Annotated in this window: 11 protein-coding genes; 4 read left to right on the plus strand and 7 right to left on the minus strand. The window is 73.5% G+C overall.

Annotated elements, in window-relative coordinates; all coding sequences use genetic code 11:
* Positions 1-93 precede the first annotated feature (93 nt).
* Together GNZ18_RS00275 and GNZ18_RS00280 are read right to left on the minus strand one after the other, a co-directional pair.
* Positions 94-1,896 (minus strand): M4 family metallopeptidase, encoded by a 1,803-nt coding sequence (locus GNZ18_RS00275; protein ID WP_214616437.1) that lies wholly within the window; start codon positions 1,894-1,896, stop codon positions 94-96.
* 409 nt (positions 1,897-2,305) lie between these two features.
* Entirely contained in the window at positions 2,306-5,197 is a 2,892-nt protein-coding gene (locus GNZ18_RS00280) for a helix-turn-helix transcriptional regulator (RefSeq protein WP_173390579.1), read from the minus strand.
* A gap of 423 nt (positions 5,198-5,620) precedes the next feature.
* Between GNZ18_RS00280 and GNZ18_RS00285 the strand changes: the two genes are divergently transcribed.
* Together GNZ18_RS00285 and GNZ18_RS00290 are read left to right on the plus strand one after the other, a co-directional pair.
* Positions 5,621-6,229 (plus strand): SigE family RNA polymerase sigma factor, encoded by a 609-nt coding sequence (locus GNZ18_RS00285; RefSeq protein WP_156214049.1) that lies wholly within the window; start codon positions 5,621-5,623, stop codon positions 6,227-6,229.
* Complete coding sequence (locus tag GNZ18_RS00290) at positions 6,226-7,428, plus strand: TolB family protein (protein WP_156214050.1); 1,203 nt, start codon at positions 6,226-6,228, stop codon at positions 7,426-7,428. The genes GNZ18_RS00285 and GNZ18_RS00290 overlap by 4 nt, the downstream gene beginning before the upstream one ends.
* Before the next feature lie 77 nt (positions 7,429-7,505).
* Here the strand turns inward: GNZ18_RS00290 and GNZ18_RS00295 are convergent, their stop codons facing one another.
* From GNZ18_RS00295 to GNZ18_RS00305, 3 genes are all read right to left on the minus strand, one after another.
* Positions 7,506-8,267, minus strand: a complete 762-nt coding sequence (locus tag GNZ18_RS00295; RefSeq protein WP_156214051.1) for a crotonase/enoyl-CoA hydratase family protein — start codon at positions 8,265-8,267, stop codon at positions 7,506-7,508.
* Between the two features lie 10 nt (positions 8,268-8,277).
* Positions 8,278-9,051, minus strand: a complete 774-nt coding sequence (locus GNZ18_RS00300) for an SDR family NAD(P)-dependent oxidoreductase (protein ID WP_156214052.1) — start codon at positions 9,049-9,051, stop codon at positions 8,278-8,280.
* 188 nt (positions 9,052-9,239) lie between these two features.
* On the minus strand, positions 9,240-9,635 hold the full coding sequence (locus tag GNZ18_RS00305) for an SCO5389 family protein (RefSeq protein WP_156214053.1): 396 nt from the start codon (positions 9,633-9,635) through the stop codon (positions 9,240-9,242).
* A 1,113-nt stretch (positions 9,636-10,748) separates the two neighbouring features.
* Here GNZ18_RS00305 and GNZ18_RS00310 point away from each other — a divergent pair.
* Complete coding sequence (locus GNZ18_RS00310; RefSeq protein WP_242891159.1) at positions 10,749-11,234, plus strand: C40 family peptidase; 486 nt, start codon at positions 10,749-10,751, stop codon at positions 11,232-11,234.
* 122 nt (positions 11,235-11,356) lie between these two features.
* Here GNZ18_RS00310 and GNZ18_RS00315 read toward each other — a convergent pair whose 3' ends face one another.
* Positions 11,357-12,433: an alkene reductase gene (locus GNZ18_RS00315; protein ID WP_156214055.1), complete on the minus strand. Its 1,077-nt coding sequence runs from the start codon at positions 12,431-12,433 to the stop codon at positions 11,357-11,359.
* A 100-nt stretch (positions 12,434-12,533) separates the two neighbouring features.
* Between GNZ18_RS00315 and GNZ18_RS43495 the strand changes: the two genes are divergently transcribed.
* On the plus strand, positions 12,534-15,275 hold the full coding sequence (locus tag GNZ18_RS43495; RefSeq protein ID WP_312874221.1) for a helix-turn-helix transcriptional regulator: 2,742 nt from the start codon (positions 12,534-12,536) through the stop codon (positions 15,273-15,275).
* On the opposite strand, the gene GNZ18_RS42945 is transcribed toward GNZ18_RS43495, so the two are convergent.
* Positions 15,250-15,540 carry a dienelactone hydrolase family protein gene (locus GNZ18_RS42945; RefSeq protein ID WP_281377843.1) on the minus strand — a complete coding sequence of 97 codons (291 nt, stop codon included), beginning with the start codon at positions 15,538-15,540 and terminating at the stop codon, positions 15,250-15,252. The genes GNZ18_RS43495 and GNZ18_RS42945 overlap by 26 nt on opposite strands.
* Between the last annotated feature and the right edge of the window lie 27 nt (positions 15,541-15,567).

The raw sequence follows: 15,567 nt of genomic DNA on the forward strand, positions 1-15,567 counted from the left end.
GGTTGCGCGCTCGGGGCCGGCCTCCGCGCAGGGGTGGCGCCGCGGTGCTCTGGGGAGAGCAGAGCACCGCGGCGTCGGGGAGGGGGGCTCGGGTCAGGCGACCTGCTCCCAGAGGGCCGGGACGGCGGCGGGCGTCCAGCCCGGCTGGGCGGTGTGGGGCTGGAGGCAGCGGTACTTCACGCCTTCGAAGGTGACGACGTCACCGGCCTTGTAGTCGGTGCCGGCGGCCCAGCTGGTGTCGCCCGGGTTGCCGGGGCCCGGGTCGTCGGGGCCGGAGCGCGCACCGACCTTGACGCCGGCCCACGCGTCGGCCACCGCCTTGTACTCGGGGCTGTCCGCGCCGTACAGCTTGGAGGCCGCCGCGAGCGTGCCGCGGCGCGCGTCCTTGTAGTCGGTGTTCGCGCGGAACTCCTCGGTGAGGGCCTTGTACCAGATGGCCGTGGCCTTCTCGCGCCCGATGCCGGTGACCGGCTTGTTGTCGGCGGTCGGGGAGTTGTAGCTGACGCCGTTGATGACCTTCGACCCGCTGCCCTCGGAGAGCAGGTAGTAGAAGTGGTTGGCGATGCCGGAGGAGTAGTGGACGTCCACGCCGCCCGCGTTCGGCCCCCAGTTGTCCAGCGACGAGCCGTCCTTGCTCGGACGGTCCATGTACCGCAGCGGCGACCCGTTGCCGGAGATGTTGATCTTCTCGCCGATGAGGTAGTCGCCGACGTCGCTGGAGTTGTTGGCCCAGAACTCGATGGCCGTGGCCATGATGTCGGAGGTGGCCTCGTTCAGCCCGCCGGACTCGCCCTCGTAGATGAGGCCCGCCGTGTTGGCGGTGACGCCGTGGGTCATCTCGTGGCCCGCGACGTCCAGCTCGGTCAGCGGCTTGCTGTTGCCCTGGCCGTCGCCGTAGGTCATGCAGAAGCAGCTGTCCTCCCAGAAGGCGTTGACGTAGCTCCTGCCGTAGTGGACGCGGGAGTACGCGCCGACGCCGTCGCCGCGGATGCCCGCGCGGCCGAAGACGGTCTTGTAGAAGTCCCAGGTCTCGCCCGCGCCGTAGGCGGCGTCCACGGCGGCGGTCTGGGCGTTGCTCGGCGTGCCGTCGCCCCACTGGTCGTCGGCGTCGGTGAACAGCGTGCCCCGGCCGGAGGTGCCGCCGTTCAGGTTGGTCGTGTCGTGGTTGCCGCGGCCGGTGTCGCGCAGGGAGTAGCTGCCCCCGGAGCCGCTCGTGCCGAGCTGGACCGTCCCGGAGTACTGGCTGCGGCCGGTGCCGGTCTGGACGCCCTGCCACTGGATGATCTTCTTGCCGGTGGTGGCGTCGGTGAGGACGTGCAGGCGGTTCGGCGTGCCGTCCCGCTGCGTCCCGCCGACGACGGTCTCCCAGGCCAGCACGGCCTCGCCGTCGCGTCCCATCCAGACGACCTTGCGCGGCGCGACGCTGCCCTCGGCCTTCGGGGTGGCGGGCTTGGTGGAGGCCAGGGCCGAGGGGGCGGTGTTCAGCTTGAGCTGGTGGGTGTCGGCGCGCGAGACCCGCTCCAGCTTGCCGGACGCGGCGCGGTGCACGATGAGGTCGCCGCCGATGACGGGCAGGCCGTCATAGGTGCGCGTGTAGTGGGTGTGGGTGGTGCCGTCCTGGTCCTTGACGACGGTCTTGGTCTGCAACGCGACCTTGTCGCCGAGGTTCAGCTCGGACGCGGTCGCGCCCTGCTGGGACTGCGCCTTGCCGATGAGCGCCCGGTACTCCTGGGGGCTCACCTTGGCGGGCATCTGGCCGGCACCGGCGGCGGGCTTGGCGGGTGTGGCGGCGGCGGGTCCCGCCTGCATGCCGATGGCCGCCATGGCGGCGACGGCGACCAGCGCACTGCTCGTGCTGACGCGCCGGCGGGCGCGTCCGGGGGTAGTGGATGTCACGCGGAACTCCTTGTCTGAGACCGCCTCGGGGGGACGACCGAGGGGGGAGCGTTCCAGGGCGCTGGTGAGTACCCGGGAACTTCGGAGTGTCGAAGGGGTGGTTGACGGGGGAACAATCCCACGCATTTAGGTGCATGTCACCGGAAAGTTCGGCGCTGGACGCATCCATAGGGAGATCGGTTCCGCCGCAAGGGGAATCCCTACGCGCCCGAGGGTCTAACGAGGGTCTCCTAATCAATAGGAAGGTTTCCTAAGCAAGGGAAACGCCCTAGCCGGAAGGGGTCCGGACGGCGGGCGCCGAACCGGGGACAGTCCCGGGTTCGAGGGCCCGCGGACCCGCCGCGAGCGCACGGCAGCGTATCGAGACGATCAGCCGGACGGGCCGCCGTGCCCGATCGGCGGCGGGGGGTCAGCCGGGGAGGGAGGCGCCGGGGCCGTCCAGGCCGCCGCCCAGGAAGGAGCCCAGTTGCGCGCGGGAGCGTATGCCGAGCTTGCGGTAGATGCGAGTGAGGGACGCCTCGACGGTCTTCACGCTGAGGAACAGCCGGTTCGCGACCTGCTGGTTGGTGGCGCCCTGCCCGACCAGCAGCGCGATCCGCTGCTCGCCCTCGGTCAGGGACGCGCGGGCCGTCGCGCCGAGCGGCGCCGATCCGTCCCGCAGGCCCATGTCCAGGCGCGCGAGCCGGTGCCGCGCCTGCTCGGCCCAGGGGCGCGCCCCGCAGCGCAGGAAGATCTCCAGCGCGTCGGACGCGGCGTGGCGGGCGGGCCCGGCGCGCCGTCTTCGGCGTTCGATGCGGGCCTGTTCGAGCAGGCAGTGGCCGACTTCGAGGGGCTGGCCCAGCCGTTCGAACAGCGCGGCGGCCTTCAGCAGCTGCGCGACCGCCGCGTCGTGCTCGCCGCGCGCGGCGAGCACGGCGGCCTCGGCGCGGTCGAGCCGTCCGGTGACGCCGATGCCCCGGGCGCGGTCGCCGACGGCGGCGCGGGTCGCGGTGATGACGCCCTCCGCCAGTTCGACGTCGCCGAGCTGCGCGAGGCCCTGCGCGAGGTCACCGTGCCAGCGCAGCACCAGCGGGGACGGGACGCCGCGTCCCTCGCCGAGCGCGTCGATGCGCCACAGCGTCTCGACCCCGGCGCGGATGTCGCCGCCGCGCATCCGGGCGAGGCCCAGCACGTGCAGCAGCCGGCTCTGGAAGATGACGTCGTTCTCCTGCTCGGACGCCCGCAGCCCGCGCTCGGCGAGCGCGATCGCGCGGCGGACGCTGCCGCCCGCGAGTTCGGCGAGCGCCCCGTGGTACCAGGCCGGCCCCGGGCTGAGCGCCGCCTCCTCGGTGATGCGCATGGCGCGGTCGGCGAAGTCGAGGGCCTCCCGGCAGCGCCCCGTCCGGACGGCGACCTCGGACAGGTTGCGCAGCACGTGCACGACCTCCTCGCCCGACCCGCGCTCCACCAGGGCCAGCATCCGCAGGAGTTCGTCGCGGGCCTCCGCCAGCCGGTCCTCGACGACGGCGCAGTACGCCGCGATGTAGCGGGGCGTGGTGTGCATCTGGCCGTCGAGCGGAAGCTCCGGCAGCCGCCGCGCGCGCCTGAGGTCGCTGGCGTAGTCGCCGCGTCCCTCGATCAGCGAGATGTTGGCCCGGACGGCGAGCACCTTCGCCTCCAGCGCGGTGTCGCCGGTCTCGCGCGCGTGCGCGAGCGCGAGGTCGGCCTCCTGCTCGGCGCGCTCGGACGCGCCGTTCAGCAGTGCGCCGAGCGCCATCCGCAACCGCAGCGGGCCGAGCAGGGACGGGTCTCCCTCCGCGTCCACCAGGGCGGCGGCGAACACCTCGCCCATCTCGGCGAGCCCCTGCCCGGACAGGTCCAGGATCGCGAGCCTGACCCGCACCCGCTGCGCGCGGGTCGCGTCGGCGGCGAGGACGGCCTCGGCCGAGCGGTGCACGAGGTCGGGCAGCCCTCCGTTCGCGCCGGTCTCGGCCGCCGCGACCAGCCATTCCAGGCGTTCGGCGGCGGGCTCGGCGGGCGAGCGGTCGGCGGCGAGCCGGTACAGCTCGGCGGCCATCCGGTGCGAGCCCTGCCGGACGGCCTGCTCGGCGGCCGTGACCAGCGAGTGCGCCAGCTCGGCGTTCGGGCCCGGGTCGGCGAGGGCGCGGTGCCGGGCGCGGCCCGCCGCGTCCGGCACGACGGCGGCCAGCGCCCGGTGCACCCGCGCGAGGTGCGCGGCCTCGGCGGACTCGGCGAGGACGGTGCCGACGGCGGGCGGAGTGAACCGGATCCCGCCGCCCTCGGTGATCAGCAGCCCGAGCACCGCCGCCTCCCGGATCTCGCGCGCGGCCTCGGCGCGCCCGGCGCGGCGCAGCAGGTCGGTCGTCGGACGGATCGCCAGCGCCGCCATCAGCAGCGTCTCGCGCGCCTCCGCCGACAGCCGCGCCAGCCGCTCGACGATCACCGCCTGGACGCGCTGCGGCAGCGGGGCCGGACGCCAGTGCCGGGGGATCCGGTCGGTGAACGCGCCGCCGAGCGCGAGCGCGAGGAACGGGTTGCCGCCGGAGTCGGAGTGCAGCGTGTTCACCACGCGGACGGGCAGCCCGTAGCTGTCGAACAGCTCGGCCAGCTCGTCGGGCTCCAGGGGCGGGACGGGGAGGTGGAGCGCGTCGGGCGCGGGGCTCCAGGTCGCCCCGGCGGCCTCGCCCGGGGCGAACCCGTCCGGCCAGCGTCCCGCGACCACGGCCCGCACGCCCCGGGCGCCGAGCCGCCGCACCGTGTAGCGGATGGCGTTGACCGACTCGGTGTCGAGCCACTGGGCGTCGTCGATGAGCAGCAGCACCGGCCGTTCCTCCGCGCACCGGGCGAGCAGCCCGCGGAACGTCAGCCTGCATGCGAGGTGGTCCATGGGAGACCGGTCGGTGGAGGAGCGTCCGATCGGGCCCGCGTCGTCGTGCTCGTCGCCGGACGCCGCGCCGGACGCCTCTCCGGACGCCGCGCCGCCGCCCTCCTCGCCCGCGGCGGCGAGGTCGCCGGGCGCGGCCGAGTGCGGCTCGGGCAGCCCGGTCAGCCGCTCGCGCGGAAGCTGCGCGGTCAGCGTGCCGGGGAGCTGGTCGAGGAGTTCGGCGAGCCCCGAGCAGGGCACCCAGCGCTCGGTCTCGGTCCCGGCGACGCGCAGGACGAGTTCGCCCCGGGCGGCGGCCGCGGCGCCGACGGCTTCGAGCAGCGCCGTCTTCCCGATGCCGCTCGGACCCGTCAGCACGGCGCTGCCGTCCGCGGCGAGGCGGGCCTCCACGGACGTGAGCAGTGCGGATCGGCCCACCAGCGAGGGCGGCGTTCCCTTCCGGACAGCCGGCTGCGCGGCCCGAACGTCCATGGCTCGTTCCCTTCAGGAGGAATCCGGCGCCGCGCCGACAATAACCACGAGCCGGGACACTCACAACGCCCCTGACCGGCCCGAGCGCCGCCGGTTCGGACGGCGCCGCCCGTCGGCGCAGGTCACCGCCTCGGGCGCGACCGTATACGATCTTGATTCCGTCCCCTGACAGATCGCGGGCGGCGCCGAGTCAGGGCCCGTGCCGCAGCCCGCCCGCGCCCGGTGATCATTTCCCGGGCGAACCCGGAAGCAGCAAATCCCGGCGCCGTGCGTGTAAGAGGCGTGAGAACCACAGCGGCAAGAGCGACGCGCCCTCCCAGCGCGGACGATCCCGTCGAGGACGCCATCACGGAGAGAACGGCGCACACTATGGAGGACGCCGTCGAGGACACCGCCGGAGCCTGGCAGCGGGAGGCGGCGGGAGAGGCGGCGGGAGAGGCGGCGGGAGAGGCGGCGAAGGACACGGCACGCGAGGAGACCCGTGTCGCGGAGGCCAAGCTGGCGCTGGTGACGCTGTTCCGCGAGCACCAGTTGAGCCTCACCCGGACCGCGCTGATGATCGTCGGTGACCGGCCCACCGCCGAGGACGTCGTGCAGGACGCCTTCGTCGAGATGCACCGCCGGATCGACAGGATCACCGACCACGACCGGATGCTGCCCTACGTCCGCGCCGCCGTGGTGAACCGGTGCCGGTCGGTGCTGCGCCGCCGCAGGCTCGCGCCGCGGCTGTGGCGGACCTACGAGCCGCCGGTCTGGTCGGCCGAGTCGGCGGCGCTGATCGGCGAGGACCGCGCCGCCGTCTTCCACGCGCTGCGCCGGCTGCCGGAGCGGCAGCGCGAGGCGCTGGTGCTGCGCTACTACCTGGACCTGGACGAGCCCGAGATCGCCGAGGTGATGGGGATCAGCCGCAGCACCGTCCGGTCCGCCACCTCGCGGGCGCTCGCCGCGCTCGCCCGTGACCTGGGGGAGGAATCATGACCGGGACGGAACGGCGGCTGCGGGAGGCCTTCGGCTCCGCCGCCGACACCATCGACGCCGACTCGCTGAAGCCGCTCGTCCTGCCCACGCGCGGGCGAGGCTGGGCCGTCCCGTCGCTGATGGCGGGGGCGCTGGCGGTGACGCTGGTCGGCGGCGCCGCCGTCGGCGGGCAGCTCTTCCGGTCCCCGTCCTCCTCCTCGCCGGCGCTCGCGGGCGGCGGGGAGCGCCTCGTCGCGATCCGCGGCGGAGGGGCGGTGGTCGAGGACGGCTCGGGGCGCCTCGTCGCGAGGATCCCCGGCCGCTACGTCGCCGTGGCAGCCGCCGCGGACGCGCCGTCCGCCTCCGCCCCGCCTTCCTCCTCCGCGCCGAACGAGGCGTTGAGCAGCCTGGCCACCGCCACCTCGGCCGCCGCCAGCGGCACCTTCACCGACCCCACCAGCCCGGCTCCGAGCGGGAAGCCCGATCCGGTGTCGAGCGAGGGGCGCGTGTTCTTCCTGGCCTCGGAGGCGGGCCGCGGCGCCCTCGCCTTCTACCGGGTCACGCTGGACGACCCGTCCGCCCCGAAGCGGGTGCCCGGCGGGACGGTGCGGACCTCCGGGGCGGACGGCGCGGCGAACCGGTTCGCCGTCAGCGACGACGGCTCGAAGCTCGCCGTCGTCGGCAACACCGGCGACCGCGCCGAGGTGGTCGTGCTCGACGTCCGCACCGGCGCCCGCCGGACGTGGACCGCCCGCGGCGACCGTCCCGTCACGAGCGCTACCTGGTCCCCCGACAACCGCACGCTCGGTTTCATCTGGCCGGACAAGGACGGCGAACCCGGCCTGCGCGCCCTCGACACCGGCGGCGCCTCGTCCGACCTGGCCTCCGCGCGGCCGATCGGCGCGGCCGCGTTCCCCTCGAACGCCGTGGTGAACGCCTTCGCCTACGACCCGGACGGGCGGACGCTCACGGCGGCGGTCCAGGGCGAGAAGCACGGCGACGACGACGAGGCCGAGTACACCATGACCCGCCTGGACGCGCGGACGGGCAGGCCGGCGGGCTGGAGGGTCGTCCTGCCCACCGACTCCTTCTCGTTCAGGCCCGACGCGTCCGGCGGCCACTTCCTCCACGTCATCGACGGCCGCCTCGGCCGCGTGGACGGCGGCGCCTTCACCTGGGTGACGCGGCGCTACTCCGAATACCGGGACGCCGCCTGGTAAGCGGTGCTCCGCGGTGAGCGCGGCGGCCGCATGTGGACGGTGGACGCCCGGGGCCCGCGGGTCCCGGGCGTCCGGCGCTACTCGCCCGTCCAGACCGGCTTGCGCTTCTCGGCGAACGCGGCCGGGCCCTCCTGCGCGTCCTTGGACGCGTAGACGGGCAGGGTCACCTCGCCCTGCTTCGCCCACGCCTCCTCGGCCGTCCAGTCGGCGGACTCGACGATGACCCGCTTGGTGGCCGCGAGCGCGAGCGGCGCGTTCTCGGCGACCTTGAGCGCCAGCTCCCTGGCGGCGCCGAGGGCGCCGCCCGGCTCGGCGAGCCGGTTGACGAAGCCCAGCTCGGCCATCCGCTCGGCCGGGTACTTGTCGCCGGTGAGCGCGATCTCCATCGCGATGTGGAACGGGATGCGGCGCGGCAGCCGCAGCAGCGCGCCGCCCGCCGCGACCAGGCCGCGCTTCGGCTCGGGCAGCCCGAACAGCGCGTCCCGCGCGGCGACGACCATGTCGCACGACAGCGCGACCTCGCAGCCGCCGGCGAGCGCGTAGCCCTCGACGGCGGCGATCAGCGGCTTGGCGGGCGGCCGCTCCACGATGCCGGCGAACCCGCGCCCGTCCACGACGGGGTTGTCGCCGGTCAGGAAGCCCTTGAGGTCCATGCCCGCGCAGAACGTGCCGCCCGCGCCGGTGATGACGCCGACCGACAGGTCCTTGCGCGCGTCCAGCTCGTCCAGCGCCGCCGCGATCCCCTGCGCCACCGCGCCGTTGACGGCGTTGCGCGAGGCCGGACGGTTGATCGTGATGGTGAGGACGGCGCCGTCCTCCTCGGTGAGAACTTCGGTCATCGCTGGTGCCTCACTTCGGCTGGAAGCGGATGCCGCCGTCGAAGCGGATCGTCTCGCCGTTCATGTAGTCGTTCTCGATGAGGGCCTTGACCAGGTGCGCGAACTCCGACGCGCGGCCCATCCGCTTCGGGAACGGGACGGGCGCGTACAGCTTCGCCTTGAACTCCTCGGCGGCCTCGCCCTCGCCGTAGATGGGGGTGTCGATGATCCCCGGGCAGATCGTGTTGACCCGGACGCCGATCGCGGCGAGGTCGCGGGCGGCGGGCAGCGTCATGCCGATGATGCCGCCCTTGGACGCGGAGTAGGCGACCTGCCCGGTCTGCCCCTCGATGCCGGCGACGGAGGCGGTGTTGACGACGACGCCGCGCAGGCCGTCCTCGTCGACGGGCTCGGTCCTGGCGATCGCGGCGGCGCCGATGCGCATCAGGTTGAAGGTGCCGATGAGGTTGACCCGGATGACGGTCTCGTACTGGCCGAGGTCGTGCGGGCTGCCGTCGCGGTTGACGGTGCGCGACGCCCAGCCGATGCCCGCGCTGTTGACGATGACGCGCAGCGGCGCGCCGGTGTCGACGGCGGCCTGGACGGCGGCGGCCACCTGCGCCTCGTCCGACACGTCGGTCTTGGCGAAGGCGCCGCCGACCTCGTCGGCGACGGCCTTGCCCTTGTCCTCGTTCAGGTCGGCGACGACCACCGTGGCGCCCTCGGCGGCCAGCGCGCGGACGGTGGCCTCGCCGAGGCCGCTCGCGCCGCCGGATACGACGGCGGAAACTCCGTTCAGGTCCATGGACAGCACCTTACGTGAGGGACCGAATGTGGTTCGGGACGATGGTATCCAGACGCGACCGCGCCATCCCGCACCTACCCGCCGAGGGGGTGCCGCCCCGGGCCCTCGCCGGATGGCCTGCGGCGGGTCGCGGTCATGGGACGCCGCACGACCACGACCCGCCGCAGGCGGACCTCACCCTGTGATGGTCAGCAGTCGACCAGCTCCGGCGACTGGTTGAGGAGCTGGGCGCGCGGCGAGACGAACCGCTCGTGCCGCTCGGCGACGCCGTCGACGGCGAGGTCGAACGCGGCGACGCGATGGCAGTTCTGGAACGCCAGCCGGACGCCGAAGTGCCGCTCCAGCGCCCCGCGCATCGAGTCGCTGGCGAGGACGCGCAGCAACTGGCCGCGGGCCTGCTCGTCCGGCGGCGGGGTCTGGTTGTCGGCGAACCCGGCACCGCCGTCGCGCATCCGGGTGATGACGTCGCTGATGACCTGCCACGCGTACGGCAGCGAGTCGCGGACGCACGCCACGAACGACGCGTCGTCCACCTCGCCCTGCCGCGCCTTCTCCAGCAGCCGATCGTCGACAGTCAGGGACATGACCGAACTCCCCTCTCACCGTGTCTGGGACAGGGTTCAGCGTCGCATGGAAATGATTTTCGTTCCATACCCTGGAAGCGGGAGTGTTCTCTCATCCCGGACATCAACCAGTGATCGCGGAGGCACCGGACGGGGTGCGATACGGCACGCTCGAAGATCCCTGACGCGGGCGTGACGCGTCCGTGATGGGCGTTGCACCGGGCGCCGTCCGGATGTGGACGGCCCGCCCCCGCGGCTGTGGCACATATCACGCCCGAATAAAGAACAACTCGCTCGCCGGGGTCGCCATTCACCTCTCACCGGCCGGTCACATTTCCTTGATCGAGCGCCCGCGCACCCTCCCCCGGACGGTTGATCGCGACACCTTCCCGCCCCCGCCAACCCCGTGATCTGGGCACGCATTTCTCAAGAATGGCTCGTCACGCGACGCGCCGGACACTTCACGATCCGTTCGCGACCGGACTTGCGAATCGGTTTCGCCAGCAGGTGTGACTCACCTCACAATGGACGAAATTCGGGCGCGGTAACCCCTGGCAGCACGGTGATCGCCACTCTCCGTCAAGATCTGTTCCAATGTGTGAATCGTCCAGGCATTTGCCACGGCGGCCGGAATCTGGCTACGTTCCTGCCCGGTTCATGCGGCACAGACGCCGCCCAGATAACAGAACACGCAAACCGACGAGCGGTTGCGGTACCGCCTCGGGCCTTTCCCCCCCTCAGGTCCGAGGACCGTCCTCCCGGCGGCGCGGGTCCATGCCAGGGCCCGGCGCGCGTCCCGGGGACGGGGTCGCCGCAGTGGAGCCGCCGTCGAGAGCCGAGTCCGTGCAGCCATGAGGCACGGAGCCGGAATGCGGCCACGTCCGCGGCGATCAGACGACGCCCGGAACCCCCTCACGACGTCGAGCGACGTCCGGAAGGCGGAGTGGCCGCGGCAGCCCGAGACCCCCAGCGGTAGCACCGCCGAGGGTGACGGCTGCCCGGTAGGCATGGTCCGCGAAATCTGGAGTCATCCTGCATACCCCCCGATTCCCCCTGAAGTCCGCCATCACCCGCAGGTCGCTCACCGGCGGCCTGGTCCTCACCTCGGCGACCGCGCTCGGCGCGTCGCTGCTGGTGGCGGCACCGGCGGAGGCCGCGAACGCGCGGACGGCGTCATCCACCACGTCGGCGCGCACGGCGGCCGCCGCGAGCGTCTCGGCGGCCAGGATCTCCGCCTCGCGGAAGGCCCGGCAGAAGAAGCGCGCCGACTACGCCGTCAAATACGCTTACAAGCAGATCGGCGACCGGTACCGCTACGGTGGCACCGGCCCCGGCTCGTGGGACTGCTCCGGGCTGGCGGGAGGCTCGTGGCGCAAGGCCGGGGTGAAGCTGCCCCGCACCACGCAGCAGATCTACCGCGCGGTGAAGTACAAGGTCTCGTGGAAGGGCGCGGTCAAGGGCGACCTGCTCTTCTTCTACGGCGGCAGGTCCCACATGGGCATCTACGTCGGCAAGGGATACATGATCCACGCGCCCAGCTCGGGCAAGCGGGTCAAGAAGGTCAAGCTCAACGGCTACTACAAGCGCAACTTCCACGGCGCGGTCCGTCCCGGCTACTGATCCGGGTCATCCTCTGACGACATTCCGGGGTCCACCTGTGCCCTCGGTCTGTCCAGGGACGGCCATGGAAGCGCGGCAGGCCCCGCACCGTCCCGGTGCGGGGCCTCCGCCGCTTCCACAGGTCAGGACGTCAGGGCCGGGTAGTCGGTGTAGCCGCGGTGGTCGCCGCCGTAGAAGGTCTCCGGGTCGGCCGCGTTGTAGGGCCCTCCGGCCCTGATGCGCACGGGCAGGTCCGGGTTGGCGAGCCACATCTCCCCGAACGCGACCGCGTCGGCCACGCCCTCGCGCAGCGCCTCCAGGCCGTGCTCCGGCGTGGACGGGAAGGACTCGGGCGTGGGGTGCGCGTTGAGGATCAGCGCGCCCGGCCAGGCGGCGCGGAGCTTGCGCGTCGTCCCCCGGTCCCCCAGTTCCAGAATGTGCAGGTAGGCCGGGCCGAGCGGCGCCAGGGCGGCGAGCAGCCCGGTGTACAGCTCGATGGTGTCGCTCTCGCTGACGCCGTTGGACGTGCTCCCCGGCGAGATCCGGAAGCCCAGGCGCTCCGCGCCGATCGCGTCCGCGACCGCCCGCGCGACCTCCACGCCGAACCTGATGCGGTTCTCCACCGTGCCGCCGTAGGAGTCGGTGCGCTCGTTGCTGCCGTCGGTGAGGAACTGGTGGATCAGGTAGCCGTTCGCGCCGTGCAGCTCCACCCCGTCGAAACCGGCGTCGATCGCGTTGCGCGCCGCGTCCGCGAACTCCTGGACGGCCTGGGCGATGTCGTCCCGCGTCATCTCGCGCGGCTCGGGGTGGTCGAGCATCCCGTCGGGCGTGAAGAGCTGCTCGCCGCTGGCGAGCGGCGACGGGGCGAGCGGCAGCGCGCCGTCCGGGTACAGGTAGGGATGCCCCACGCGGCCCGTGTGCATGAGCTGCGCGAAGATCCGTCCACCCTCGGCGTGCACCGCGCCCGTGACGGCCCGCCACGCCTCCACCTGGTCGCCCGCGTGCAGGCCCGGCGTCCAGATGTAGCCCTGCCCGAGGACGCTCGGCTGCGTGCCCTCGGTGATGATCAGCCCGGCGCCGGCGCGCTGGGTGTAGTACTCGGCGGTCAACTCGGTCACCTTGCCGTCCCGCACGGCCCTGCTCCGCGTCATCGGCGACATCACCAGCCGGTTGGGCAGTTCCAGGTTCCCGACCGACAGCGGCTCGAACAGTTCCTTCATGACATCCTCCGCAGTGCGTTCTCGATGCCCTGAAGCTAGGGACGGCCGGGTACCGGGCGAATCCGTACGGTTTCGGTAGTCAAGCCCGTAGTTTGGATGCGTGCTCTACGGGCGGAACACCGAACAGGCGCGGATCGCCGCGCTGCTCTCCGAGGCGCGCGACGGCAGGGACGCCGCGACGGGGAGCGGCGGCGGTCGGCGCAGCGGCGCGCTCGTCCTGCGCGGCGAGGCCGGAATAGGCAAGTCGGCCCTGCTGGAGGACGCGGCGGACGGCGTCCCCCGCGTCCTGCGCGCGGTCGGGATCGAGGCGGAGTCGGAGATCGCGTTCGCCGGACTCAACCAGCTCCTGTGGCCGGTCCGCGACCGCGTCGACTCGCTGCCCGGCCCGCAGGCCAGGGCGCTGCGCGCGGCGCTCGCCGGTTCCGGCGAGCACCCGGGCGACCCCGACTCCCGCGACCGCTTCACCACGGGCCTGGCGCTGCTGACACTGCTGGCCGACCTGGCCGAGGCCGACGCCCCCATGCCCGGTGAGGGGACGATCCCCCACACCCCCCGGAACGATCAGCCTCCCGGTGGGGGGGCGACCCCCCACACCCCCCGGAACGGCCCTTTGCTCTGCCTGCTGGACGACGCGCAATGGTTCGACGTCGAGACCTCCGAGGCGCTGCTGTTCGCGGCGCGGCGGCTCGCGGCCGAGGGCGTGGTGATGCTCTTCGCCGCGCGGGACGAGGCGTTCGCCGGGACCGGCCTGCCCGAACTGCACCTCGACCGGCTCGACCGCGACGCCGCCGAGCGGCTGCTCTCGACGCGGCGCCTGCCGCCGCTGACGCGCGCGCGGATCGTCCGGGAGTCGGAGGGCAACCCGCTCGCCCTGCTGGAGTTCGGCTCCGTGCGGTTCCCGGTGCCGGACGGCGCGCGGCCCCTGCCGGTCACCGACCGGGTCATCGCCGCGTTCCGCGACCAGATCGGCGGGCTCCCGGAAGCGACTCAGACGATGCTGCTCATCGCGGCGGCCGAGGGGCGCGGGCACATGCCGAGCCAGCTCGCGGCGGCGCGCGCTCTGGGCGTCGGCCTGGCCGACCTGGAGGAGGCCGAGCGCGCCCGCCTCGTCGAGGTGACCGGGCGGACGATCGTGTTCCGCCATCCCCTCATCCGCGCCGCGTCCTACCACGGGGCGGTGGCGGCGCAGCGGCTCGCCGTCCACCGCGCCCTCGCGGACGCGGCGGACGACCTGGACTGCCGCGCACGCCACCTCGCGTCCGCCGCGATGGCCCCGGACGAGGACGTCGCCAGCGAACTCCAGCAGGCGGCGGAGCGCGCGCGGGGCCGATGCGGTTACGCGACCGCCGCGGCCCTTTACCGGCAGGCGGCGGAACTGACGCCTGTTCCGCATGCGCGGGCGGTCCGGTTGAGGTCGGCGGCGGAGCTGACCCTCCAGGCGGGGCAGCCCGACGAGGCCGAGTCCCTCGCGGCGGACGCCGAGAAGTTCACCGCGGACACCGCCGAGCACGCGCGCCTCGGCCGCGTCCGCGCGTCCGTCGAGTTCGAGCGCGGCGACCCGGCGACCGCCGCGCGGATGATGGTGGAGCACGCCGAGCACGCCGCCCCGGACGACCGGGCCGAGATGCTGCGCACCGGCGCCACCTACGCGTGGAGGTCCGGCGAGGCCCCCGCCGTACTGCGCGCCGCCCGCCTCCTGCCCGCCGACCGGACGATCCAGGGCCTCGCGCACCTGGTCGAGGGCGATGTCGGGCGGGGGCTCCCCGTCCTGGCGGCGCTGGTGTCGCAGGCCCGCGCCACCGAGCCGGCCGGACGGCTCCGGGCGGCGCGGCTCGCGCTCATCGTCGGCGACGACGCGGCGGCGCTCGACCTCACCACCGCCGAGACGGCGTTCTCCCGGGGGCACGGCCTGATCGGCTCGCTCCCCGACGTCCTGCGGACGCAGGCGCAGGCCAGGATCGCGGCGGGCCTGCACGGCGACGCGGAGCACAGCGTCGCGGAGGCGGTCGCGCTCGCCCGCGACATCGGCCTGCCGGTCCGCGAGGGACGGTTCCGCGCCGTCCTCGCGCGGATCCCGGCGATCGAGGGCGACGAGGCGCGGCTGACCGAACTGATGGACGACACACCGCAAAGCGGACTCACGGGCCTGCTCCACCTCGGTCTCGGACGCTACGACGACGCGCTCCGCCACCTGGAAGGCGCCGCGCACGGCCCACGCCGATACAGCGCGGGCGTCATGGTGTCTTCCGCGGACCTGGTGGAAGCAGCGGTCCGTTCCGGCGATCCCGACCGCGCGCGCCCAGCGTTCGACCGTTTTCATGCATGGGCGCACGCAGGAGGACAGCCCTGGGCACTCGCCGTGGCGTCCCGCTGCAAGGCTCTCCTAGAGGACGCGGAAGAGCATTACGCTCAGGCCATTTCCCTGCACGAACGATCAACGCGACCGTTCGAGCGGGCCCGCACAGAACTTCTGTATGGCGAATGGCTTCGGCGCGCCCGCCGCCGCTCGGACGCCCGCCACCCGCTCCGCTCGGCGGTGGAGATCTTCGAACGCCTCCGCGCGGCACCCTGGCTCGACCGCGCACGCGCCGAACTGCGGGCGACCGGCGTGCCCGGCGCCGCGTCCGTTCCCACGGCCCCGGACCTCTTCGACCGCCTCACCCCGCAGGAACTCCAGGTCGTCCGCCTGGCGGCCGAGGGCACGAGCAGCCGCGACATCGCCGCACAACTGTTCCTCAGCCCGCGAACGGTCGAATACCACCTTTACAAGGCGTATCCCAAGCTCGGCATCTCCTCGCGCAAGGAACTGTCGCGGCTCACCCTTGAGCCGGCTCATTCCTGAGAGTGCGCGCGAGGAACTCCTCCGCGAGCCGCCACGCCTTTTCCGCCGGTTCGGGCTGGTGGAACATGGGCGCCTTGCGGTTGTGGAACGCGTGCCCGCCGTCCTCCTGGACGTGGATCTCCATGTTCTCCCGCCCCTCGACCGCGCGCTCGACGGCCGCCACGTCCTCGCGGGGGATGTAGGGGTCGGAACCACCGAAGTGGAACTGCGCGGGCGCCTTGATTCGCTCGATCTCCCCGAGCGCTCCCGGAACCCCGGGACCCATAGAACGACACCAGGGCATCAACGTCCG

The organism is Actinomadura litoris (assembly GCF_009733595.1).
GTDB classification, from domain to species: domain Bacteria; phylum Actinomycetota; class Actinomycetes; order Streptosporangiales; family Streptosporangiaceae; genus Spirillospora; species Spirillospora litoris.

Bases quoted from the DNA above. Each gene is read 5' to 3' on its own strand.
- GNZ18_RS00305 (WP_156214053.1), bottom strand. From the start codon at position 9,635: ATGTCCCTGACTGTCGACGATCGGCTGCTGGAGAAGGCGCGGCAGGGC.
- GNZ18_RS00285 (WP_156214049.1), top strand. From the start codon at position 5,621: ATGGAGGACGCCGTCGAGGACACCGCCGGAGCCTGGCAGCGGGAGGCG.
- GNZ18_RS00295 (WP_156214051.1), bottom strand. From the start codon at position 8,267: ATGACCGAAGTTCTCACCGAGGAGGACGGCGCCGTCCTCACCATCACG.
- GNZ18_RS00300 (WP_156214052.1), bottom strand. From the start codon at position 9,051: ATGGACCTGAACGGAGTTTCCGCCGTCGTATCCGGCGGCGCGAGCGGC.
- GNZ18_RS00315 (WP_156214055.1), bottom strand. From the start codon at position 12,433: ATGAAGGAACTGTTCGAGCCGCTGTCGGTCGGGAACCTGGAACTGCCC.
- GNZ18_RS42945 (WP_281377843.1), bottom strand. From the start codon at position 15,540: ATGGGTCCCGGGGTTCCGGGAGCGCTCGGGGAGATCGAGCGAATCAAG.
- GNZ18_RS00290 (WP_156214050.1), top strand. From the start codon at position 6,226: ATGACCGGGACGGAACGGCGGCTGCGGGAGGCCTTCGGCTCCGCCGCC.